The 22,238-nt window shown below is 72.6% G+C and carries 21 protein-coding genes and 1 pseudogene; 17 read left to right on the top strand and 5 right to left on the bottom strand.

All coding sequences use genetic code 11. The features are described from left to right. The 3 genes from PV796_RS17455 (at position 1) to PV796_RS17445 (ending at position 3,040) form a co-directional block, all read left to right on the top strand. Positions 1-732, top strand: a complete 732-nt coding sequence (locus PV796_RS17455) for an ABC transporter permease (protein ID WP_274919083.1) — start codon at positions 1-3, stop codon at positions 730-732. Positions 733-756: 24 nt separating this feature from the next. Continuing rightward, complete coding sequence (locus PV796_RS17450) at positions 757-1,734, top strand: ABC transporter substrate-binding protein (protein ID WP_274914206.1); 978 nt, start codon at positions 757-759, stop codon at positions 1,732-1,734. Between the two features lie 64 nt (positions 1,735-1,798). After that, on the top strand, positions 1,799-3,040 hold the full coding sequence (locus PV796_RS17445) for a hypothetical protein (protein WP_274914204.1): 1,242 nt from the start codon (positions 1,799-1,801) through the stop codon (positions 3,038-3,040). Positions 3,041-3,189: 149 nt separating this feature from the next. Here the strand turns inward: PV796_RS17445 and PV796_RS17440 are convergent, their stop codons facing one another. Both PV796_RS17440 and PV796_RS17435 read right to left on the bottom strand, forming a co-directional pair. Beyond that, positions 3,190-4,332 (bottom strand): NADH-quinone oxidoreductase subunit D, encoded by a 1,143-nt coding sequence (locus PV796_RS17440; protein WP_274914202.1) that lies wholly within the window; start codon positions 4,330-4,332, stop codon positions 3,190-3,192. A 125-nt stretch (positions 4,333-4,457) separates the two neighbouring features. After that, positions 4,458-5,726, bottom strand: coding sequence for an SAM-dependent methyltransferase (locus PV796_RS17435; RefSeq protein WP_274914201.1), 1,269 nt, complete (start codon positions 5,724-5,726; stop codon positions 4,458-4,460). A 288-nt stretch (positions 5,727-6,014) separates the two neighbouring features. Here PV796_RS17435 and PV796_RS17430 point away from each other — a divergent pair, with 288 nt between their 5' ends. The 3 genes from PV796_RS17430 to PV796_RS17420 all read left to right on the top strand — a co-directional run bounded on the left by PV796_RS17430 (position 6,015) and on the right by PV796_RS17420 (position 9,021). After that, entirely contained in the window at positions 6,015-7,220 is a 1,206-nt protein-coding gene (locus PV796_RS17430) for a sensor histidine kinase (protein ID WP_274914200.1), read from the top strand. Positions 7,221-7,533: 313 nt separating this feature from the next. Then, a complete protein-coding gene (locus PV796_RS17425) occupies positions 7,534-8,217 on the top strand; it encodes a response regulator (RefSeq protein ID WP_274914199.1) in 684 nt (227 codons plus the stop codon). A 93-nt stretch (positions 8,218-8,310) separates the two neighbouring features. Continuing rightward, positions 8,311-9,021 (top strand): glycoside hydrolase family 75 protein, encoded by a 711-nt coding sequence (locus tag PV796_RS17420; RefSeq protein WP_274914197.1) that lies wholly within the window; start codon positions 8,311-8,313, stop codon positions 9,019-9,021. A gap of 59 nt (positions 9,022-9,080) precedes the next feature. On the opposite strand, the gene PV796_RS17415 is transcribed toward PV796_RS17420, so the two are convergent. Then, entirely contained in the window at positions 9,081-10,184 is a 1,104-nt protein-coding gene (locus tag PV796_RS17415) for a DUF5937 family protein (protein ID WP_274914196.1), read from the bottom strand. Between the two features lie 99 nt (positions 10,185-10,283). Here PV796_RS17415 and PV796_RS17410 point away from each other — a divergent pair, with 99 nt between their 5' ends. Next, complete coding sequence (locus PV796_RS17410) at positions 10,284-10,811, top strand: hypothetical protein (protein ID WP_274914195.1); 528 nt, start codon at positions 10,284-10,286, stop codon at positions 10,809-10,811. 263 nt (positions 10,812-11,074) lie between these two features. Here PV796_RS17410 and PV796_RS17405 read toward each other — a convergent pair whose 3' ends face one another. Then, positions 11,075-12,313, bottom strand: a complete 1,239-nt coding sequence (locus PV796_RS17405; RefSeq protein WP_274914193.1) for a threonine aldolase family protein — start codon at positions 12,311-12,313, stop codon at positions 11,075-11,077. 294 nt (positions 12,314-12,607) lie between these two features. Here PV796_RS17405 and PV796_RS17400 point away from each other — a divergent pair. The 10 genes and pseudogenes from PV796_RS17400 to PV796_RS17355 all read left to right on the top strand — a co-directional run. Beyond that, positions 12,608-13,567: pseudogene (locus tag PV796_RS17400) on the top strand (Rossmann-like and DUF2520 domain-containing protein); the annotation flags it as partial. A 311-nt stretch (positions 13,568-13,878) separates the two neighbouring features. Beyond that, a complete protein-coding gene (gene panC / locus PV796_RS17395) occupies positions 13,879-15,045 on the top strand; it encodes a pantoate--beta-alanine ligase (protein WP_274914189.1) in 1,167 nt (388 codons plus the stop codon). After that, on the top strand, positions 15,042-16,808 hold the full coding sequence (locus tag PV796_RS17390; protein ID WP_274914188.1) for an L-aspartate oxidase: 1,767 nt from the start codon (positions 15,042-15,044) through the stop codon (positions 16,806-16,808). The genes panC and PV796_RS17390 overlap by 4 nt, the downstream gene beginning before the upstream one ends. A 46-nt stretch (positions 16,809-16,854) precedes the next feature. Next, positions 16,855-17,922, top strand: coding sequence for a carboxylating nicotinate-nucleotide diphosphorylase (gene nadC / locus PV796_RS17385; protein ID WP_274914187.1), 1,068 nt, complete (start codon positions 16,855-16,857; stop codon positions 17,920-17,922). A 5-nt stretch (positions 17,923-17,927) separates the two neighbouring features. Further along, positions 17,928-18,725: a type III pantothenate kinase gene (locus tag PV796_RS17380; RefSeq protein ID WP_274914186.1), complete on the top strand. Its 798-nt coding sequence runs from the start codon at positions 17,928-17,930 to the stop codon at positions 18,723-18,725. A gap of 156 nt (positions 18,726-18,881) precedes the next feature. Then, on the top strand, positions 18,882-19,583 hold the full coding sequence (locus PV796_RS17375) for a hypothetical protein (RefSeq protein WP_274919080.1): 702 nt from the start codon (positions 18,882-18,884) through the stop codon (positions 19,581-19,583). 60 nt (positions 19,584-19,643) lie between these two features. After that, positions 19,644-19,823, top strand: a complete 180-nt coding sequence (locus PV796_RS17370; protein WP_274914185.1) for a hypothetical protein — start codon at positions 19,644-19,646, stop codon at positions 19,821-19,823. 145 nt (positions 19,824-19,968) lie between these two features. Beyond that, on the top strand, positions 19,969-20,463 hold the full coding sequence (locus tag PV796_RS17365) for a BlaI/MecI/CopY family transcriptional regulator (protein ID WP_274914183.1): 495 nt from the start codon (positions 19,969-19,971) through the stop codon (positions 20,461-20,463). A 9-nt stretch (positions 20,464-20,472) separates the two neighbouring features. Then, complete coding sequence (locus tag PV796_RS17360; RefSeq protein ID WP_274914182.1) at positions 20,473-20,991, top strand: amino-acid N-acetyltransferase; 519 nt, start codon at positions 20,473-20,475, stop codon at positions 20,989-20,991. 157 nt (positions 20,992-21,148) lie between these two features. Continuing rightward, the gene (locus tag PV796_RS17355) at positions 21,149-21,481 is read left to right on the top strand and encodes a histone-like nucleoid-structuring protein Lsr2 (RefSeq protein WP_067348362.1); all 333 of its coding nucleotides are present in this window, start codon (positions 21,149-21,151) and stop codon (positions 21,479-21,481) included. Here PV796_RS17355 and PV796_RS17350 read toward each other — a convergent pair. Further along, positions 21,412-22,092 carry an SCO3374 family protein gene (locus PV796_RS17350; protein WP_274914180.1) on the bottom strand — a complete coding sequence of 227 codons (681 nt, stop codon included), beginning with the start codon at positions 22,090-22,092 and terminating at the stop codon, positions 21,412-21,414. The genes PV796_RS17355 and PV796_RS17350 overlap by 70 nt on opposite strands. Between the last annotated feature and the right edge of the window lie 146 nt (positions 22,093-22,238).

Below are 22,238 nucleotides of genomic sequence, written 5' to 3'. Positions count from 1 at the left end.
GTGGACGCGATCACGGGGGCCTGGCAGTGGCTGGCCACGGCGGCCAACTGGGCCGGGGAGAGGGGGGTGTGGCACCGTCTCGGTGAGCACCTCTGGCTGAGCGGGCTCTGCCTGCTGCTGTCCTGTCTGATAGCGCTGCCGGTGGCGCTGTGGCTGGGCCACCTCGGCAAGGGCGGGGCGTTGGCGATCAACGTCTCCAACGTGGGGCGCGCGGTACCGACGTTCGCGGTCCTGGTGCTGCTGACGCTCAGCCCGTTGGGGAAGCACGGCGACTGGCCGACGGTCATCGCGCTGGTGCTGTTCGCGGTGCCGCCGCTGTTGACCAATGTCTACCTGGGCATACGGGAGGCGGACCGCGATGTGGTCGAGGCCGCCCGGGGGATGGGGATGTCCGGGCCGCAGTTGCTGCGGCGGGTGGAGATACCCCTCGCCTACCCGCTGATCATGACGGGCCTGCGCTCGGCCGCGGTCCAGGTGGTGTCCACCACGACGCTGGCCGCGCTGGCCGGCGGTGGGGGCCTGGGACGGATCATCACCGCCGGCTTCGGCAACTACGACACCGCGCAGGTGGTCGCCGGGGCGGTGTTGGTCGCGCTGTTGGCCTTGGCGGTCGAGGGGGTACTGGTGCTGCTGGACCGGGCCTTCGATCCGATGCGGGGGCGGCGGCGCGGGCCGGGCAAGAAGGGCCCGGCACCGGTTCGACCCCGCCCCGAGACCTCTCAACCGACCTGATCCGAACGGACGGAGTGGATTTCCATGAGCAGCACAGCACGCACGATACGCACGGCGCGCACGATACGCACCGCGTTCGCCGCCGGGACGGTGGTGGCGCTGGCGGCCGGGCTGGCCGCGTGCGGGGGACAGAGCCTGGAGGAGAAGGGCGGCAAGGGCGGCGGGAAGGGCGAGGTCGTCATCGGCTCGGCGGGCTTCACCGAGTCGAAGGTGCTGGCCGAGATGTATGCGCGGGTGCTCGCCGATGCCGGTTACCACCCGCGGGTCCAGACGCTGACCAATCGCGAGCTGTATGAACCGGCCCTGGAGAAGGGCCAGATCGATGTCGTTCCGGAATACGCCTCCACGCTCGCGGAATTCCTCAACGCGAAGAAGAACGGCACCAAGGCGAAGCCGGTGGCGTCCAGCGACATCGACAAGACGGTGACGGCGCTGAAGAAGCTGGCCGAACCGCGCGGGCTGACGGTGCTGCCGGCGGGCGCGGCCACGGACCAGAACGCTTTCGCGGTCACCAAGGAATTCGCCGCCCAGCACAAGCTGAAGACCCTCTCGGACCTGGGGCGTTCGCAGCAGAAGATCAAAATTGCGGCGGGCGAGGAGTGCGAGACACGGGTGTTCTGCAAGCCCGGTCTGGAGCAGACCTACGGCATCTCCGTCGCCAGCATCGACCCCAAGGGCGTGGGCACCCCGCAGGCCAAGCAGGCGGTCAAGGACGGCACCGACCAACTGGTGCTCACCACGACCACGGACGCCACTCTCGACAACTTCGGTCTGGTGCTTCTCGGCGACGACAAGAAGCTCCAGAACGCCGACAATGTGCTGCCGGTGCTGAATGCCAAGAAGGCCGGCGACAAGGAGATCGAGACCGCCCTCAACAAGATCACGAAGGTGCTCACCACCGAGGACTTGATCAACTTGAACCGCAAGGTCGATGCCGAACGGTTGAAGCCCGCCGATGTGGCACAGGCGTATCTGGAGTCCAAGGGGCTGGTCAAGAAGTAACCAGCCTGAAACGGATGCGTATGCGGGGCCCCATAGATCTCGCACGCACGGTAAGTTTCTGGCCATGCCACGAGGACGCCACCGCCATTCCCCACCCCTCCACCGGCTGCTTCCTCCTTCGACGGTCGCCGGTGCGTCAATTGCCTGTGCCGCGGGCGCCTGGTTCGTCGGCGACGACCTCGTGCAACGGGTGCTCGCCGCCGGTGCCGCGGCCGCCGCGGTCACCGGCGCCGTCCTGCTGCGCGTCTGGGACCGCAAGGCCGGCAAGCGGGTCGCCGAGCTGACCCGGGCCCGGGCGCGCGACGAGTGGCGCACCGAGGAGCGGATCGCGGAGCTGGAGACGGACGTCGAGGAGGCGCGGGAGATCCGCGCCGCCCTGGACACCAAGCTCCGCGCCAAGCGCGCCGAACTCGCCCGGCTGCGCAGCGAGCACGCCGCTCTGCTGCGCCGCTACGCCACCGCCGAGACCGAGCGGGCCAGTGCCCTGGAGGGCCGCCGGCTGCTCGCCATCGAGGCCGGAGCGCCGTCGGGCGGCGGCGAACTCGTCCCGGTCCAGCGCGAGTCGGCGGCCGACGGCGACCGCCCCGCGGCGGCCGGCCGGGGTAAGAGCGGCGCGGCGCCGGCCGGTTCGGCCACCACGTTCGCGCAGGCGGACCGGGCGCTGTGCGAGCTGGCCCGCAATGCCGCCCGGCAGCGCGCGGCCGCCGAGAACGGCGGCGCGGACCGCAGCGCCGGCAAGAACGGCAGCGGCGCCCAGGAACACGCGGGCGCCGCCCCTCAGGAGAAGACTGAGGCCGACGACCAGGGGAAGTCCGGGGCGGCTGCCACACAGGGGATGGGCGGGCCAGCGCTCCGCCCGGTGCCGGCCGCCGCCGCGATTGCCCCAACCCGCCCCGCCGTGCCCCGAACCCTGGGCGGATTCGACTTCTTCGGCAACGCCGCGGTCCCCCGCCGCGAACTGGCCGCCCCGTTGGAGGAGGATCTCGCGGACGTCGTCGGCGACGAGGCGGTCGCCGAACAGTCGGCGCGCGCGGAGGCCCGCGCGGAGGCCCGCGTGGAGGCCCTCACGGAGGTCCCCGCGGAGGGGCGTTCGCCGCGTCCGCGGGTGGCCGACGCGGCGGTCGAGGGCGCGGGCAAGGGCGCCGGCGAGGCGGAGCGTACGGACGCCGACGCGGCGGACGCCGGTGACGGTGCCGCGGCCGCCGACGGGGAGACCACGCACGGCGCCGGCGCGGTCATCGACCTGACCGCGCACGACGAGACCGAGCAGCTCGACCTCGCCGAACTCCGCACCGCTCTTTCCTGAAGGGGCGGACTGACGGGAGAACCGGCGGGGAGCGTCACAAGGCGGCGGGGTCTGGTGTCCACAACCTGTGGACGCCAGACCCCGCCGTTGCGCTGCGGGCGGACGGCCCCGCCCGCCGGCTCACTTCACCAACTCGTCGACGTCCCCGCCTACTTGTCGATGTCCCCGACCACGAAGAACATCGACCCCAGGATGGCGACCATGTCGGCCACCAGCGTCCCCGGCAACAGCTCCGTCAGCGCCTGGATGTTGTTGTACGACGCGGAGCGCAGCTTGAGGCGGTAGGGCGTCTTCTCGCCCTTGGAGACCAGGTAGTAGCCGTTGATGCCGAGCGGGTTCTCGGTCCAGGCGTACGTCGTGCCCTCGGGGGCCTTGAGGACCTTCGGCAGCCGCTGGTTGATCGGGCCGGGCGGCAGCTCCGCGATGCGGTCCAGGCAGGCGTCGGCGAGGGCGAGCGCGTGGTGGGTCTGTTCCAAGAGGCACTCGAAGCGGGCCAGGCAGTCGCCCTCCTGCCTGGTGACGACCTTGAGCGTGTCCTGTAGGTCGCCGTACGCGAGGTACGGCTCGTCGCGCCGCAGGTCGAAGTCGACGCCGGACGCGCGGGCGATCGGCCCGGAGACGCCGTAGGCGTGCACCGCCTCGGGGGACAGCACGCCGACCCCACGGGTGCGGCCGCGGAAGATCTCGTTCCCCAGGACCAGGTCGTCGAAGACGCCCATACGGGAGCGGACGTCGGCGACCGCCTGGCGGGCCCGGTCGAGCCAGCCGGCCGGCAGGTCCTCCTTGAGGCCGCCGACCCGGTTGAACATGTAGTGCATCCGGCCGCCGGAGATCTCCTCCATGACGGTCTGGAGCTCCTCGCGCTCCCGGAAGGCGTAGAAGACGGGGGTGATGCCGCCCAGCTCCAGCGGGTACGAGCCGAGGAACATCAGGTGGTTCAGGACGCGGTTCAGCTCGGCGAGCAGCGTGCGGGTCCACACCGCGCGCTCGGGGACCTCCATGCCGAGCATCCGCTCGACGCCGAGCACCACGCCCAACTCGTTGGAGAACGCCGACAGCCAGTCGTGGCGGTTGGCGAGCATGATGATCTGGCGGTAGTCGCGGGCCTCGAAGAGCTTCTCGGCGCCGCGGTGCATGTAGCCGATCACCGGCTCGGCGTGCCGGATGCGCTCGCCGTCCAGGACGAGGCGCAGCCGCAGCACGCCGTGCGTGGAGGGGTGCTGCGGGCCGATGTTCAGCACCATGTCGGTGCTCTCCGCCGCGCCGCCGATGCCGACCGTCGTCTCCGTCATGGGGACAGTCTCGCAGGGCGGGACGGGGCGGAACGGGCCGGTCCGTGGTGTGGACCGGGGCGGCCCAAGGGGTGGGCCGCGGCGTCGGGGCGTGCGCGCGGCGCCGTCCCGACTGAGGTGTCCGGTCAGGCCGGGGCGGGGGGTGGGTCCGTGGTGTCGGTGGTGAGCAGGCCGGCGCAGGCGGCGCCGCCGACCGGTTGCAGCAGCCAGCCGAAGCCGCCCAGGCCGGCCGGGTCGGTCAGCTCCGCGGCGTCCCCGGCCGCGCCGAGCGCCCGTACGTAGCCGGCCGGGTCGGTGGTGGCCAGGGACAGCGGGGGGCGGCGGCCGGTCACGCCGAGCGCGTGCAGCGCGGCGCGCTGGGTCAGTTGCTCGGCGTCGGGGCCGGCGCAGGCGTCCAGCGCGACGTGCGCGGTCAGGTCGCAACTGCCGTCCGGGACGGGGGGCACCTCGCGGCCCTCGCGGAAGCCGGTGAGGGTGCCGAACGGCGGCCGGTCGGCGCGCCGGTGGGCGTAGTCGACGGCGACCGCGAGCCCGGCGCCGAGGGTGTCGACGGCGCGCGCCCAGGCGGTGTCCCGGGGGCGGCCGATCTCGGCGCGCAGTCCGGGAACGGGCTCGGGGGCGCCCGGCGCGGATCGGGGCCACCAACGGGCGAGCCACTCCGCGTCCGGCCCGTCGACCGGCGCGCCCAGCCGTTCCGTGCCGTCGGCCCGCACCAGAATCCGGCGCGGTACCCCGTCGGCGTCCGTCTCGACGACGTCCAACGGGACGTTGTCCAGCCACTCGTTGGCGAAGAGCAGCCCGGTGAGCGAGCCCGGTGCGGGCAGTTCGGCGCACCAGGTGATGCGGGGGTCCAGTCCCTGGGGGCGCGCGGCGCGCTCGACGGCGTACGGGCGGAGCCGAGCGGCCACCTCCCCGGGCAGCGCGGCCAGCACGCCGCACAGCAACTCACCGCGGCCCGCGCCGACATCGATCAGGGCCAGCTCGTCCGGGTGCCCGAGCGCGGCGTCGACGCGGCGGAGGAGAGTGGCGACGGCGCTGGCGTACTGCGGGGAGACGTGGACGGAGGTGCGGAAGTGGCCGGCGGGGCCGGGGCCTTCGGGCCGGGTGTAGAAGCCGCCGGGACCGTAGAGCGCCTGCTCCGCGGCGGCTCGCCAGGTGCGCCAGGTGGGGGTGGGAGTGAGGGGGGCGGTGGGGCGGTGGTCTTCGGCGGGGTGGGGGGCGTGGGCGGTGCCTGGCCCGGCGCTCGGCTCGGCAGGCCGTCCGTCGCTCCGCCCGTCGCTTCGCCGGGCGCCCTGCGCGTCGCTGTGCGCGGCGTTCCGCTTCGCGTTCCGCGCGGCGTTCTGCTGTGCGTTCCGCTGCTCGTGCGCCGCGTCCGCGCGTCCGTCTCTCGTCACGCGGACCACCGTACGGGGGCACGGTACGGGGTCGGCGTCGCGGCGTCGGGCGTCGACCCGTGGTGGGACGGTAGACCCTCGGCGTGAGGTCGAGCCGGGGCGAAACCACTGGTCGTGGCCGATTCTCGGGGGATGGCACGGGCCGGTGCCCATTGTGCGCTCATGCATCGACCTCAGCGGCGACACAATTGGCGCATCCGGCCTCCACCTAGGGGAGTAGACCCCAGGGAAGAGGATCGCTCCTCCGGTTGACTCCGGAGGCGGTCGACGCTGCCTACGCTGGGTTACGTGCAGCGCCTCTATGACTTCTTCCGCAGGCACCCGACGGGAGTGGACAGCTTCTGGGCTTTCCTCCTCTTCGGGTTCAGCGGGTTGTGGGTCATTTCCCAGTCCGGCATCAAGGGCAAGGCCCTCGCCCTGCTCTTCAGCATCGGCCTGTGCCTGGTCATCGCCCTGCGCCGGAAGTACCCGGTCAAGATGCTGCTGCTGACCGGCGCCCTCGGCGTCGGTCAATTGATCTTGAGCGTCTCGCCCAACGTCGCCGACTTCGCGATGTTGGTGATCATCTACACCGTCGCCTCCGAGACCAACGCGCGCCGTTGGGCCTCACGCTTCGCACTGGGCGCCGCCCTGATCGGCCCCGCCTTGTCCCAACTCCGCTTTCGGGAGAGCCCCGCCCACATACCGGTGTGGGTGGCGCTGTTCTTCATGGTGCTGCTCACCGTCCCGTTCGTGCTGGCCTGGGTGCTCGGCGACTCGGTGCGCACCCGCCGGGCCTACTGGGCGCAACTGGAGGAGAAGGCCACCCGCCTGGAGAAGGAGCGCGAGGCCCAGGCGCGGATCGCGGTCGCGGCCGAGCGCGCCCGGATCGCCCGGGAGCTGCACGACGTCGTCGCGCACAACGTCTCGGTGATGGTCGTCCAGGCCGACGGCGCCGCCTACGTCCTCGATGCCACGCCCGATCAGGCCCGGCAGGCGCTGGAGACGATCTCCGGCACGGGCCGGCAGGCGCTCGCCGAGATGCGGCGGCTGCTGGGCGTGCTGCGCACCGGCGAACAGGCCGAGGGCGGGGAGTACGTGCCCCAGCCCGGCGTCGAGCAGCTCGCCGACCTCATAGACCAGGTACGGGGCGCCGGGCTGCCGGTCGACTTCCGGGTGGTCGGCGAGCCGCGCCCGCTGCCGAGCAGCGTCGAGCTGACCGCCTACCGCATCGTCCAGGAGGCGCTGACCAACACCCGCAAGCACGGCGGTCCCGACGTCAGCGCCACCGTCCGCCTCACCTACGGGAACGACGACCTCGACCTGCTCATCGAGGACGACGGCCGGGGCGCGCGGCACGAGCTCTACGAGGCGGGCGGTGCGGACGGGCTCGGCCACGGGCTGATCGGCATGCGCGAGCGGGTCGGCATGGTCGGCGGCATCCTCGACGCCGGCCCGCGGCCGGGCGGCGGCTTCAAGGTGAACGCGGTACTCCCGCTCAAGGCCGAGCGGTGAGCGGCAGGGGCTCGCGGGTGTGGTCCGGGAGCGGGAGCTCGGCTCGGTTGCTCGGGGAGCGGGCCGGGCCGCCCGGGGGGAGGGTCCGGTTTCCCGGTCGGTGGTCCCAACTGGCCACGAGCCGGCGGGGCCGGGCCCGTGGCCGCCCGTCGTCCGGGGCGCGGCTCGGGCCACTTTCCCCGTCGGGCGGCGGTGCGGCTAGATTCCGTGCGGTGGGGTCTGCCATGGCGTCCCTGCGTCCGTTCCCGCTGCCACCCCGCCGGCCTCGTCCGTCCCACCCGCCTCTCCCGACCCGCGAAGGGATCTCCCTGCCGTGACCATCAACGTGATGCTCGTCGACGACCAGGCGCTGTTGCGCACCGGTTTCCGGATGGTGCTCGCCGCGCAGCCCGACATGGAGGTCGTCGCCGAGGCGGGCGACGGGGCGCAGGCCCTCGAAGTGCTGCGCTCCACGCAGGTCGACGTGATCCTGATGGACGTCCGGATGCCCACTCTCGACGGGGTCGAGGCCACCCGCCGGATCTGCGGCGGCGGGCAGCCGGAGGGGGCCCCGAAGGTCCTCATCCTGACCACCTTCGACCTGGACGAGTACGCCTTCTCCGCGCTGAAGGCCGGCGCCAGCGGCTTCATGCTCAAGGACGTGCCGCCGAACGAGCTCCTCGCCGCGATCCGCGCGGTGCACAGCGGTGACGCGGTCGTCGCGCCGTCCACCACGCGCCGCCTCCTGGACCGTTTCACGCCCATGCTGCCCGCCACCTCCGGCGAGCCGGCGCGGCCCGAGTTGAAGCGGCTGACCGATCGCGAGCGGGAGGTGCTGCTGCTCGTTGCGCAGGGCCTGTCGAACGGCGAGATCGCGGCGCGGCTGGTGCTGTCCGAGGCCACGGTGAAGACGCATGTGGGCCGGATCCTGACGAAGTTGAGCCTGCGGGACCGGGTCCAGGCGGTGGTGCTCGCGTACGAGACGGGGCTGGTGCGGGCCGGGGGCGCGGGGGCGTAGCGGAGCGCTGGCCGATACGCACCTTGACGGGGGCACGTAAACAAGAGCAGATTGACGCGCCGTAAGGAAACTTTCCTAACAGAAGGGTTCCCCGTGCGCAGAAGAACGCTTGCCCTCGCCACCGCTTCCGGCGCCGCCCTCCTCGCCGCCGCGGCCCTTCCCGCCACCGCTCAGCCAGCCGCCCACCGGGCCGCCGCGCCGCACGCCGCCCTTCAGGAGGGCTCGGTCTCCGCGTCCCAACTGCTCGCCAAACTCAAGGACTGCAAGCAGATATCCAACGGCAAATACAGCACCGACGAGGGGACCCCGGCCACCGTCCCGGTCTGCGGCAAGAACGGCGCCGTCTTCTGGAAGGCCGACATGGACATCGACTGCGACGGGCAGATCACCTCGCAGTGCAACGCCGACACCGACCCCTGGTTCCAGGACGACACCAGGTTCCACCAGTCCGACGACAAGCCGCTGAGCGCCGCGAAGCTGCCGTACGTCGTGGTGCCGAGCACCAGCAAGATCTGGAACTACGAGTCCGCCGGGATCAAGGGCGGCGGAGTGGTGGCCGTCATCTACAACAACCAGGTCGAGTACGCCGTGGTCGGGGACACCGGGCCCGACAAGATCATTGGTGAGGCGTCCTACGCGGCCGCCAAGGCGCTGGGCATCGACCCCAACCCGGAGACCGGCGGCGCGGATTCCGGCGTCACCTATGTGCTGTTCAAGAACTCCCAGGCGTCGCCGATCGAGAGCCACGCCGACGCGGTGAGCCGGGGCGACGCCCTGGCGAAGAAGTTCCTCCAGGCGAACTGACCGCCGGCGGGCGGGAAGAGGGGCGGGAGGCCAACGCCTCCCTTCCCTCCCCCCTCTGCTCAGCGCAGCACGCCCTCAAGGAAGTCGCTCCCCAGCCGGGCCACCACCTGGAGGTCCAACTGGTGCAGCACATAACGTCCGCGGCGCCGGGTCTGGAGCAGCCCCGCCTTCTTCAACACCGCGATGTGCCGCGACACTTCCGGTGCCGTGATGCCGAACGTGGTCGCCAGCTCGCCCGTGGTGTGCGGTCCGCGCGACAGGGTGCGGCACAACTGCATGCGCATGGGGTGGCCGAGCGCCTCCAGCCGTTGCTGGACGAGTTCCAGCGTGGTCGGGGCCGGCAACTCCGGGCTGGCGACCGGGTACTGAAGCACCGGGCGCCAGCCGGGCGCATGGCTGAACAGCAGGTGCGGCCAGCCGAACGACGTCGGGAGGAAGGTGACGCCGGGGTCGGCGGGGTCGGAGAACGCCGTGGTGCGGCCGCTGGCCAGCTTGTCGACCAGGATCCGGGCGCTGCCGTCCTGGGCCTCCTCCAAGGTCAGCGCCCGCGAGGTCGCGGACAGCGTCTCGGCCAGGCCCTTGCGGCGCAACAGCTCGGTCTTGTGCCGGGCGTCGGCGGCCAGTTGGATGCTCACCCGCCGCCAGATGTCGCCGAAGAACGCGTCCTCGCAGTTCTCGAACAGGCGGCGCAGCCACACCCGCAGGCCGTCGGGGTCGGTCAGCATCCGGTCCGTGAACGCCGCCTGCCGCGGGCCGCGGGCCGCCGCCATCTCCCGTACGCGGGCCCGCTCCTCCGCGTCGACCAGCGGCGACGGCGTGCGGCGGGTGTACCGCGGCGAGCAACTGATCTCGAAGGCGGCGGCCACGAACCGCTCGTCGTCGATCTTGTCCAGCTCGTCCAGTTCCTCGGCGAGCGTCGCGCCGGGGCGGGCGGGCAGCAGGATGTCCGAGCGGGCCGACCGCCACAGGAAGTCCGCCTCGCACAGCCGGTCGGCCAGGTCGGTCTTCAGGCCGGCGTTGGTCGCGGTGACCCAGCCGTGCAACCCGGGGTGGTGCCCCGGCTCAGACAGCGCGTGCAGCGCCGCGCCCAGCTCCGCCAGCGGAGAGGGCGCGAAGACCACGCGCTCCAGAGGCAGTCCGGTGATGTCGATGACATTGGCCATGGTGCCATCATGCGTGACCCCGTGACCTGCGGTGTCGTCGATTGACGGCTCTCGTCAATCGACGAGCCAGGGTCGACCCGGCCGTCTCACAGTGAGGCCATGGACGCCATGCAGCAGCACCTCCTCGACAGTTACCGCGCCGCTCAGCGGGGCGAGGCCGCCCCGCCCGCACCGGATGCGGCCGCCGTCCGCACCGCCCGGGAAATCCGGCTGTGGCGCCGCTTCCAGGCCGTGGTCACCGATCCCGCGGAACGCTGGTGGGGTCGCAACGGCCGCCTCGTGCGCCGCGTCACCGCACTCTTGGCCCGCCCCTCCCGCCCCTTGAACGCCCTTGGCTCCGCCCCGACTTGGCCCGACCTCGTGCCGACCTCACCTGCCCCCGTGCCGGACTCACGTGGCCTCGTGCCGAACTCGCCGGACCTCGTACCGCGGCCGCCGGTCACGAGAGCGCGCACCGCGCAGGAGGCGGACGCGGAGCAGGCGGCTGCGAGGGCGGGCACCGTGCGGGAATCCGTCGGGCAGCGGCCGGCCGTACAGCAGCCGGGCACGCTGGGGCGAACCACCGGGGAGCCGGGGACGCGGGAGCCTGCGGCGCGGGAGCGAGCCGTGCGGGGGCGGTGCGGTTAGGCGGAGTCCGCCCACCGTCCAGCCACCGTGCCGCAGCCCGCAGCCCGCAGCCCGCAGCCCGCAGCCCGCAGCCCGCAGCCCGCAGCCCGCAGCCCGCAGCCCGCAGCCCGCAGCCCGCAGCCCGCAGCCCGCAGTCGCAGCCGGCCGAAGCGCCCGGTGCCACAACGCCCTTGCCTCACCCCCTTCCTGAGCCGTAGCGCCCTCGCGTCCTCACTGCGCGCGGCCGTCACTGTCACCCGGCCGTCGCGGTCACCTAGCCGCAGTCACCCGTCGATGCGCCGGACGAACTCGCCCACCGCCGTGCGTATTTCCTCCGCCGTCCACTCCAGGGCGGGGGAGGCGACCGTCACCTCCGTCATCGCCATACCCGGCGGGGCGGTCGGGCCCGGCTCGAACCACTTGCGGAACAGGGCGGTCCGGGTTTCCTCCGCCTGCCGGGTGGCGGCCTCGTCCAGGGCCTCCGCTGGATGGGGCAGCCACACCTGGAACTCATGGGTGTGCGGCTCCTCCGGGTGCACGCGGAACCACGGCACGCCGGCCTCCGCCAGCCCCTCCCGCAGTGCCCGGGCGACCAGCTTGGCGTGGGCCACGTACGTGGGCAGCCGGGGCAGTTCGTGGTCCAGCCCGGCCAGGGCGGCGAGCACGGTCGGCCACTGCTGGAACAACTGGCCGCCGTAGCGGTGCCGCCAGGCGCGGGCCTCCTCGACGAACTCCTCGGTGCCCGCCAGGGCGGCGCCCGCTATGCCGCCCAGCGACTTGTAGAAGGAGACATAGACGCTGTCCGCGAGGGCGGCGATCTCCGGGAGCGATCTGCCGAGGTGCGGGCCGCACTCCCACAGGCGGGCGCCGTCGAAGTGCACCACCGCATCCCGGTCCCGGGCGGCGGACACCGTCGACGTCAGCTCCTCCCAGCCGGGGAGGACGTATCCGGCGTCGCGCAGCGGGAGTTCGAGGGCGAGGGTGCCGAACGGCTCCTGGATGTCGTAGATCTCGGCGGCCGTCGGCAGGCGCGGGGCGTTCGTCGGATGCACCATGCGCAACCCGCTGACCTGGGCGTACGCATCGCGCTCGTGCACCTCCATGTGGGACAGCGGATGGCCGGCGACCGTCGCGTTGCCCGTGCGGCCCGCCCAGCAGCGCAGCGCCACCTGCTGCGCCATGGTGCCGGTCGGGAAGAACGCGGCGGCCTCGGTGCCCAGGGCGTCGGCGGTGCGGCGCTCCAGTTCACCCACGATGCCGTCGTCGTTGCCGTAGAAGTCGGTCCAGTCGTCGAGGTCGTAGACGGAAGGGGCGTCGGCCGTCAGGCGGGCCAGGCGCTCGGCGAGCGTCTCCGGTGGGCGGACGCCGGACAGCGTCCGCGCCGAGCCGCGGTATGCGGCGAACCGCCGCTCCCGGCCGTCCGTCACGTCCCCCGAGCGGCCGCCGCCCGCGGTGGCCTCCGGCCCGCCTCCCTCGGTCGTGTGCTTCCCGTCCTCAGTCCCGCGCTTGCCGCTCTCGCTCATGGCCCCCGCCTCCGCTTCGCCCCGCGCCCTTCGCGCGGGGTCTGGAACCGATCATTGCGCAGCCGCCCGCGCCGCCGCGAGGGCTGTGGATAACTCTGCGAACCGGCGCGGAGCGGAACGCGAACCGGCGCGGTGCAGGGGGTTCCGGTTCTGCGTCGAGGCCCGCGCGGTCACGCCCTCCGAGGCCCTCGTCTCACCCTCCGTACGACTCTCAGGGCGGGGGGAGGCACTCGCGTAGCATGGCGACGAATCGTCCGGTACCCCTCGCGGACTGGAACGGAAGGCCATCGCCGCGTGAACCCAAACCCGTCCCTAGAGGCCCAGGACCGGCCCGCTCGGCTCACCGTCGGAGTCGTCGGAGCAGGCCGAGTCGGGCCCGCGCTCGCCGCGTCGCTCCAACTCGCCGGGCACCGTCCGGTGGCCGTCTCGGGGGTCTCCGACGCCTCCGTGCGGCGCGCCGCCGAGCTGCTGCCCGATGTCCCGTTGGTCGCCCCGGCCGAGGTGCTCGCCCGTGCGGACCTCGTGTTGTTGACCGTCCCCGATGACGCCCTGGCCGACCTGGTGAGAGGTCTCGCCGAGACCGGTGCCGTGCGGCCGGGCCAGTTGCTGGTGCACACCTCCGGGCGTTACGGGACGGCGGTGTTGGACCCGGCGACCCGGGCCGGGGCGCTGCCCTTGGCGCTGCACCCGGCCATGACGTTCACCGGGACGTCCGTGGACGTGCAGCGGCTGGCCGGCTGCCCGTTCGGGGTGACCGCCCCCGAGGAACTGCGAATGGCCGCCGAGGCACTGGTCATCGAGATGGGCGGGGAGCCCGAGTGGATTGCGGAATCCGCCCGTCCGCTGTATCACGCGGCGCTCGCCATCGGCGCGAACTACCTGGTCACGCTGGTGACGCAGGCTATGGAGCTGCTGACGAAGGCCGGCGTGCGGGCCCCGGACCGGATGCTCGGCCCGCTGCTCGGCGCGGCCCTGGACAACGCGCTGCGGTCCGGTGACGCGGCCCTGACGGGCCCGGTCGCCCGTGGGGACGCCGGGACCGTGGCGGCCCATGTGGCGGAGCTGCGGCGGCACGCCCCACAGGCCGTCGCCGGTTATCTGGCCATGGCCCGTATGACGGCCGATCGGGCGCTGTCGCACGGACTGCTCAAGCCGGAGCTGGCCGCGGAGCTGTTGGACGCGCTCGCGGGCCCCGCCCCGGACGGGGCCGCCGCACCGGACGCGTCCCCGGGGGCGCGAGCGTCCTCAAAGGAGGAGCGGTCTCCCTCGGAGGGTGAGCGAACATCGTCGGCCGGCCCCGATGGCGACCGCGGTGAGGGCTCCGACGACGACCGGGCCGAGGAACGTCACGGCAACCGGGACGACGACCGGCCCGCACCCTCCGACCGGCCGGCAGACGCCAACAACGGGCCCACCGTTGCCGACGACCACAGGCCCACCACCCCCGGCGACCGTCCCGAGGGCGACCACCCCCGCCCCAACGGGCCCACCAGTGACCCCAGTTCGGCCCGCCCGGCTCCTCCCGATTCCGAGACCACCGACCCCGGTTCCCACAGAGGCGACTCATGACCTCCTCGCCCGTCAGCCCGACGCCGGGCCCCCAACTCGTGTGCACCGCCGCGGAACTGCGCGCGCTGCCCCGCCACGACGGTGCGCGGGCCGTCGTCATGACCATGGGCGCGCTGCACGACGGGCACGCCGCCCTGGTCCGGGCGGCCCGTGAGCGGGTCGGCCCGCAGGGCCAGGTCGTGGTCACGGTGTTCGTCAACCCGCTCCAGTTCGGGGCGGGCGAGGACCTCGACCGCTACCCGCGGACCCTGGACGAGGACGTGGTGCTGGCCTCCCGGGCGGGCGCGGACGCCGTCTTCGCACCGTCCACCGACGAGGTCTATCCGGGCGGCGAGCCGCAGGTCCGTATTTCCGCCGGCCCCATGGGCACCGTCCTGGAGGGCGCCAGCCGCCCCGGGCACTTCGACGGGGTGCTCACCGTCGTCGCCAAGCTGCTCCATCTGACCGCTCCGGACCTGGCGTTCTTCGGCGAGAAGGACGCCCAACAGCTCGCCGTGATCAGACGGATGGCCGCCGACCTGAATTTCCCCGTCGAGATCGTCGGCGTCCCCACGGTCCGGGAGGCCGACGGGCTGGCCCGTTCCAGCCGCAACCGCTATCTGTCCGGGCCGGAGCGGCGCACCGCGCTCGCGCTGTCCGCGGCGCTCTTCGCGGCCCGCGACCGGCTCACCGCGGAAGAGGCGCTGCGTGCCCGCGCCGCCTCCGCCGGGCACCCCGTCCAGGACCGCTCCGCGGCGCTGGCGGCCCTCGGCGAGGACCGGGCGGCCGCCGACGCGCACGCCGTCGCCTACGCCGCCGCGGGGCCGCCGCACGGCCCGTCCGTGGCCCGCACCGCGGCCCATGCGGTCCTGGAGGACGCCGCCCAACTGGACCCGCCGCTCGGCCTGGACTACCTGGCGCTGGTCGACCCCCGGGACTTCACCGAGGTCCCGGACGGGTTCGAGGGCGAGGCGATCCTCGCGGTGGCCGCCAAGGTGGGCACCACCCGGCTCATCGACAACATCCGGCTCGTGTTCCCCGCGAGCGGGGCCCCGCATCCGGCCACCGCTCAGGGGCGGCACACCGGCTCCCAGGGGAAGCCCGCACCCGGGACGGCGCGGGAGCCCTCCCGGAACTCCAGGAAGTCCACCCCACCCCCAGGCCCCCTCGGAGCGACCCGATGACCGCTACCGGAACCGCCGCCGGCCCCACCGGCATACGCCTCACCGCCCCCGCCCCCGGGTGGTCCATCACGGCGGACGTCGTCGTCGTGGGCTCCGGGGTCGCCGGACTGACCGCCGCGCTGCGCTGCGCCGCCGCCGGCCGCCGGACCGTCGTCGTCACCAAGGCCCGGCTGGACGACGGCTCGACCCGTTGGGCGCAGGGCGGGATCGCCGCGGCCCTGGGGGACGGCGACAGCCCCGAGCAGCATCTGGCCGACACCCTCGTCGCGGGCGCCGGCCTGTGCGACGAGGAGGCCGTGCGGGCCCTGGTGACCGAGGGCCCGGACGCCGTCCACCGGCTGATCGCGGCGGGCGCCCGTTTCGACACCACCCCTGGGGGCGAGGAGATCGCGCTCACCAGGGAGGGCGGCCACCACCGCCGTCGGATCGCGCACGCCGGCGGCGACGCGACCGGCGCGGAGATCTCCCGCGCGCTGGTGTCCGCGGTGCGCGCCGAGGACACGGGCGAGCGCGAAGCGCTCTCGGCCGAGGGCGGCGGTGGGCGACGGGCGGGCCTGCGCACCATCGAGAACGCGCTGGTCCTGGACCTCCTCACGGACGCCGAGGGCCGCACGGCCGGCGTCACCCTGCACGTCATGGGGGAGGGCCAGCACGACGGCGTCGGTGCCGTGCACGCCCCGGCGGTGGTGCTCGCCACCGGGGGCATGGGCCAGGTGTTCTCCGCGACCACCAACCCGGCGGTCTCCACCGGGGACGGGGTGGCCCTGGCGCTGCGCGCCGGCGCCGAGGTGTCGGACCTGGAGTTCGTGCAGTTCCACCCGACCGTGCTCTACCTGGGGCCGGACGCGGAGGGCCAACAGCCGCTGATCTCCGAGGCCGTACGGGGTGAGGGCGCCCACCTGGTCGACGGGGACGGCACCCGCTTCATGGTCGGTCAGCACGAACTCGCCGAGCTGGCCCCGCGCGACATCGTGGCCAAGGCGATCATGCGCCGCTCCCAGGAGCAGGGCGTCGAGCACATGTACCTCGACGCGCGCCACTTCGGCGCGGACATGTGGGAGCACCGCTTCCCGACCATCCTGGCCGCCTGCCGAGGACACGGCATCGACCCGGTCACCACGCCGATCCCGGTCGCCCCCGCGGCCCATTACGCGTCCGGCGGCGTCCGCACCGACCTGCACGGCCGGACCACCGTCCCCGGCCTGTACGCGTGCGGTGAGGTGGCCTGCACGGGCGTGCACGGCGCGAACCGGCTGGCCTCCAACTCTCTTTTGGAGGGGCTGGTGTTCGCGGAGCGGATCGCCGCGGACATCGCCGCCAACGGGACGGCCGCCCCGGTGCCCGCCCCCGTGGAAACCCGCGCCCCGCTGCCCCTCCTGGTGCCCGAGGCCCGCCCCGCCATCCAACGGATCATGACCACCGGCGCCAGTGTGCTGCGCAGTGCCACCAGCCTCGCCACGGCGGCCGACGGTCTGGACCGCCTCAGCCGGGAGGCCGCCGAGGCCGCCGCTTCCCCCGCGCCCGCCGCCAAGGCCCCCGAGCCGGGCGTGGAGGCGTGGGAGGCCACCAACCTGCTGTGCGTCGCCCGCGTCCTGGTCGCCGCCGCGCGGCTCCGGGAGGAGACCCGTGGCTGCCATTGGCGCGAGGACCACCCGGACCGCGACGATGCCTCCTGGCGCCGGCACTTCCGCATCGTCCTCGGTACCGACCGCACCCTCAGCCTCCGGACGACCGAGACCGCCGGTTTCCCGCCGACCGTTTGACCCGTCCCTTCAAGCCCGAACCCCTCCCCGATACGGAGCGCACCCCGTGAGCAGCACCCCCGACGACCTCCCCCTCCTCCAGATCGGCCGGCCCGGTGCCGCCCCCACCGGGGGCTGCGGCGACGCCTGTGGGTGCGCCGCCGGCGACGACGACGCCTACGAGCTGGACCCGCTGACCTGTGGGCTCGACCCCGACCTGGCCGCGCTCCTGGTGGCCGGCGGCCTCGACCCCGTTCAGGTGGAGGACATCGCGCACCTGGCCATCGAGGAGGACCTCGACCAGGGCGTGGACGTCACCACCGTGGCGACCGTCCCCGAAGACGCCGTCGCCACCGGGGACTTCACGGCCCGGCAGGACGGTACCGTCGCCGGCCTGCGGGTCGCCGAGGCGGTGCTGTCCATCGTCTGCACCGAGGAGTTCGCGGTCGAGCGGCACGTCGAGGACGGCGAGCGGGTCGTGGCCGGGCAGAAGCTGCTGTCCGTCACCACCCGGACCCGCGACCTGCTCACCGCCGAGCGCAGCGCGCTCAACCTCCTGGGCCGGCTGTCCGGCATCGCCACCCTGACCCGCTCCTGGGCGGACGCCCTCGAAGGCACCGAGGCCAAGGTCCGCGACACCCGTAAGACGACGCCGGGCCTGCGCGCCCTGGAGAAGTACGCGGTGCGCTGCGGCGGGGGCGTCAACCACCGGATGTCGCTGTCGGACGCGGCGCTCATCAAGGACAACCACGTGGTGGCGGCCGGCGGCGTCGCGAGGGCGTTCACGGCCGTGCGGAACGAGTTCCCCGGGGTGCCCATCGAGGTGGAGGTCGACCGGCTCGACCAGATTCCGCCGATCCTGGCCGAGGGCGCCGACCTGATCCTGCTGGACAACTTCACCCCGGAACAGACCCGTCAGGCCGTGGAGTTGGTCGCCGGCCGCGCGGTCCTGGAGTCCTCCGGCCGCCTCACCCTGGACAAGGCCCGCTCCTATGCGGAGACCGGCATCGACTACCTGGCCGTGGGGGCGCTCACCCACTCCGCCAAGGTCCTCGACATCGGCCTGGACCTGCGCGAGGGCGACGACCTCACCGGTGCCCTGGACGCCGGCTCGCACGACGACGAAAGCCGCTGATCGCCATGCTGCTGACCATCGACGTGGGCAACACCCATACCGTTCTCGGCCTGTTCGACGGCGACGAGATCGTCGAGCACTGGCGGATCTCCACCGACGCCCGCCGCACCGCCGACGAACTGGCCGTGCTCCTCCAGGGGTTGATGGGCATGCACCCGTTGCTCGGGGAGGACCTGGGCGACAACATCGAGGGCATCTCCATCTGCTCCACGGTCCCCTCGGTGCTCCATGAGCTGCGCGAGGTGACCCGCCGCTATTACGGGGACGTGCCGGCCGTCCTGGTGGAGCCCGGCGTCAAGACGGGCGTGCCGATCCTCATGGACAACCCCAAGGAGGTTGGCGCGGACCGGATCATCAACGCGCTGGCCGCCGTCGAGCTGTACGGCGGCCCGGCCGTCGTCGTCGACTTCGGCACCGCGACCACCTTCGACGCGGTGAGCGCCCGCGGGGAGTACGTGGGCGGGGTGATCGCCCCGGGCATCGAGATCTCCGTGGACGCGCTGGGCGTCAAGGGCGCCCAGCTCCGCAAGATCGAACTGGCCCGCCCCCGCAGCGTCATCGGCAAGAACACCGTCGAGGCGATGCAGTCCGGCATCCTCTACGGCTTCGCCGGCCAGGTGGACGGCGTGGTCCAGCGGATGGCCCGGGAACTGGCCGAGGACCCCGACGACGTGACGGTGATCGCCACCGGCGGCCTGGCCCCGATGGTGCTCGGCGAGTCCTCGGTGATCGACGAGCACGAACCCTGGCTGACCCTCATCGGCCTGCGGCTGGTCTACGAGCGCAACGTCGGGCGGCTGTAACCGGGCGGCGGGGAGAAGGGGCAGCGCCGGTTCCGTACTGGCGCGCCCGTGTGACGCGCGCCCCGCGACCGCGCCACCGCACGTGAATTAAGCGGCTTTTGTCCGATTCAGTCGTAAAGTCGCCCCATGCCAATGCCATACGGATCCCGCGGCGGCATGGCCTTCGGCGCCGATGAGCTGCGTGTGCTCCGTCGCGCCCTCGCCCATGCCCTCCAGACGAGCTCCCCCGCCGTGCCCCTGGACCTCCTCGGCGCGGACCGCTCGCAGGACGTCCAGGAATACCTCCGGCTGGCCGAGGCGGTGGACGAGGCGGTCCGCGAAGGCGCCCGCCTGCGCGCCTTCCTGCTCGCCGACCTCGCCCGCTACCGCGACGCCCTGCCCGGTGCCGCCGCCGGCTACCTCACGCGGCTCCGGGAGGCGCTCGGGGCCGGCCACGTCCCCGGCCCCGACGACCTCGCCGCGCTGCGCTCGCTGCTCGCCCGGCCCGCCGTCGAGTCCGAGCGCAAGCGCCGCAGCGCCCTGCTGCGGCACTGCGAGCGGCTGGCCGAACAATCCGTACGGACGCGCCTGCGCGCGCTGCCAGGCGGGCGCTCAGGCGCTTCCCCGGACGCCCTGTCGGGCGGTCGAACCGGCGGGCGTCCGCGCCCCGCCGGCGCCGCACCGGCCAGCGGATCGGACGCCGGATCGGACGCCGGGGCGGACCCCAAGCGGGACCCTCAACGGGAGCCCCGCAGGGAACCGCCGAAGCCGGCTCCGCGCCCCAAGGCGCCGCGTCCCGACCGGCCCATCCCGACGCCCGGTGAGGTGTTCCCGCCCCGTCGGAAGCCAGCGCCGCCCCCGGAGACCCGCACCGCCTGAGCGCTGCGTACCCTGGCTGGGTACTGTCGCGGGCTTACGCCTTATAAGGAGGCCCATGCCATGGATTACGTCGCCGCGTTGCTCCCGCCCGTAGTGATGGCAGTCGCCTTCACGTGCCTGATCGTCACGATCGTCAAGAGTCAGGGTGGTCAGAACAAGTCGAAGGAGGACGCGGCCGTCGATGCGGCGTACGCCCGCGCCGAGGCCGCCGGGCAGGAGCCCAAGGCGTTCGGCGCCTGAACCGCCGCCTTTTCGGGCGGCCCGCCCGCTCAGTACGGCCCGGGATTGAGCGTCCCGGGCCGTACTTCCTTTTTCCGGACCAAACGCAACGAGATCAACCGGCATTCGCGACATCTCCCACTATTCTTCTTGTGTGCCGAGACGCTTGGGTGATCTGGAAGACGCGGTCATGACGCGGGTCTGGGAGTGGAACCGACCGGTCACCGTTCGAGAAGTTCTGGAGGATCTCCAGAAGGAACGGTCGATCGCCTACACGACGGTCATGACCGTATTGGACAACCTCCATCAGAAGGGTTGGGTCCGCCGCGAAGCGGAAGGTCGCGCCTATCGATATGAGGCGGTCTCCACTCGTGCCGCGTACTCGGCCGCACTGATGAACGAAGCGTGGTCCGCCAGTGACAACCCCGCGGCCGCACTAGTGGCCTTCTTCGGCATGATGTCGCCGGAACAACGGCAAGCCCTCCGCGATGCCGTACGGATGGTGCAGGTCGACGATCCGGCCGAAGCGGCGGAAGAACAGGCGACGGCCCGGGAAGAGGCCGGGGAACAGGCCGGGGAAGAACAGTCGCGAGCCGCGGATGAAGCGCCGGCCGGCGAAGGAGATGAACCCGGAGCAGGTGCCGGCGGCAAGGGGCGATAGCGTCCGGGCATGTCAGCGCATTCAAATGGGCTCACCGTCCGTCGTGCCCGGACCAGCGATGTACCCACCGTGCGTCGCCTCATCGATGCCTACTCGTGCGACGGGATCCTGCTCGACAAAGCCACCGTCACGCTTTACGAGGACATCCAGGAGTTCTGGGTGGCCGAGCGGGACGAAGACGCCGAAGTGGTCGGCTGCGGCGCACTGCACGTCATGTGGGAAGACCTCGCGGAGGTCCGGACCCTGGCGGTGGATCCGGCGCTGCGCGGATCCGGGGTCGGACACCAGGTCCTGGCCAAGTTGGTGGCCACGGCGCGGTGGCTCGGAGTGCGGCGAATTTTTTGCCTCACCTTCGAAGTCGACTTCTTCGCCAAGCACGGCTTCGTGGAGATCGGCGAGACTCCCGTAGACAGGGACGTGTACAGCGAACTGCTGCGTTCCTATGACGAGGGCGTAGCGGAGTTCCTGGGCCTCGAACGAGTGAAGCCCAACACCCTGGGCAACAGTCGCATGCTTCTGCACCTGTGATCAGTGTTCTATGTCCGAATCGCTCCCCTATCTCATGCCTACGGAAGCATGCGTTCCCCGCTCTGTGGGCAAGTGAACCCTACCCAAGGGTTTGTGTTTTTCCCGGAAAAGCGGTTTGCTTTCCGTCGTAATCCGCATTCGATGAAAGGGAAACCTGGTGGCACAGAAGGTTCAGGTTCTTCTTGTCGACGACCTCGACGGTGGCGAGGCCAACGAGACCGTGACGTTCGCTCTCGACGGTAAGTCCTACGAGATCGACCTCTCCGACGCCAACGCGGACAAGCTGCGCGAGTCGCTGGCCGACTTCGTGAAGGCCGGCCGCAAGACCGGTGGCCGTTCCGCCGGCCGCGGCAAGGCCCGGGCGGCTTCCGCCGGCTCCCCGGACACCGCGAAGATCCGCGCCTGGGCGAAGGAGAACGGCTACAACGTCAATGACCGTGGCCGTGTCCCCGCCGACATTCGCGAGGCATTCGAGAAGGCCAACGGCTGAGCGCCGCACGCGCGATCCGATTGGCCATTACGAGCACGCACCAACCGGGCCCGGTGGCACTCCGTTGCTGCCGCGCTCACGAGCCGTACGAGGTCGGGGGCGCCCCCACCGTCCCCGATTCCTGTCCCCATCCCCGTGGTGGGCAGGGAATTCTCCGCCTCGTATCCAGGCTGGGGAGGCCGCACCCATCCCGCGGCCTCCCGAGTGCCGCAGCCACCTGACGCGCGGCCCTTGGAGGGGATCGCCGGCGCGGGCATCCGCCCCCCGGCCCCGTGTGCCGTGAGGTCCGCCGCGAGCGTGCCCCACTCCAGCCACTCCAGGATTCCCGGGAGTTCCTCCGCGCCGCCGGCCGCGATGAGCATGAGCAGTTTCGGCCGATCCTCCGCCTGCTTCCCGCCCCGTTCGGGCCGCCGCAGTGCGACCGGGCCGGTGTGCGGCATCCGTCGCAGCACGGCGTGCCCCGCGTCGGCGGGCATCTCCAGGACGTCGAAGCGCACCCCCGTGAGCAGCTCCACCGGCTCGGTTCCGGTGGTCGGCCAGCCCAGTTCTTCCTCGTACCACCGGCGGACGGCGGAGAGGGGGGAGCGGGGTCGCGGGAGCGTGCGGGCCATGTCCGGTGCAACTCCCGACCGTGCGGAAGGTTACGTTCGGTGTGCGGAGCGATGCATTCCGTGTATTGCCGGCGGGAGTGCGGGCGCGTTCCGGGGTGTGGAGGTGTTCGCCCGTAGCGGAGGGAAAAGGCCCGCGCCGCATGGAG

Origin of the sequence: Streptomyces sp. WZ-12, from assembly GCF_028898845.1 — a bacterium.
Lineage (GTDB): Bacteria > Actinomycetota > Actinomycetes > Streptomycetales > Streptomycetaceae > Streptomyces.
Note: the sequence above shows the minus strand (reverse complement) of the source record. Positions and strands in the feature narration are given on the sequence as shown.

Coding starts and splice junctions, on each gene's coding strand:
- PV796_RS17450 (WP_274914206.1), top strand. CDS start 757: ATGAGCAGCACAGCACGCACGATACGCACGGCGCGCACGATACGCACC.
- PV796_RS17445 (WP_274914204.1), top strand. CDS start 1,799: ATGCCACGAGGACGCCACCGCCATTCCCCACCCCTCCACCGGCTGCTT.
- PV796_RS17440 (WP_274914202.1), bottom strand. CDS start 4,332: ATGACGGAGACGACGGTCGGCATCGGCGGCGCGGCGGAGAGCACCGAC.
- PV796_RS17415 (WP_274914196.1), bottom strand. CDS start 10,184: ATGGCCAATGTCATCGACATCACCGGACTGCCTCTGGAGCGCGTGGTC.
- PV796_RS17410 (WP_274914195.1), top strand. CDS start 10,284: ATGGACGCCATGCAGCAGCACCTCCTCGACAGTTACCGCGCCGCTCAG.
- PV796_RS17405 (WP_274914193.1), bottom strand. CDS start 12,313: ATGAGCGAGAGCGGCAAGCGCGGGACTGAGGACGGGAAGCACACGACC.
- panC (WP_274914189.1), top strand. CDS start 13,879: ATGACCTCCTCGCCCGTCAGCCCGACGCCGGGCCCCCAACTCGTGTGC.
- PV796_RS17390 (WP_274914188.1), top strand. CDS start 15,042: ATGACCGCTACCGGAACCGCCGCCGGCCCCACCGGCATACGCCTCACC.
- PV796_RS17380 (WP_274914186.1), top strand. CDS start 17,928: ATGCTGCTGACCATCGACGTGGGCAACACCCATACCGTTCTCGGCCTG.
- PV796_RS17375 (WP_274919080.1), top strand. CDS start 18,882: ATGGCCTTCGGCGCCGATGAGCTGCGTGTGCTCCGTCGCGCCCTCGCC.
- PV796_RS17370 (WP_274914185.1), top strand. CDS start 19,644: ATGGATTACGTCGCCGCGTTGCTCCCGCCCGTAGTGATGGCAGTCGCC.
- PV796_RS17360 (WP_274914182.1), top strand. CDS start 20,473: ATGTCAGCGCATTCAAATGGGCTCACCGTCCGTCGTGCCCGGACCAGC.
- PV796_RS17350 (WP_274914180.1), bottom strand. CDS start 22,092: ATGGCCCGCACGCTCCCGCGACCCCGCTCCCCCCTCTCCGCCGTCCGC.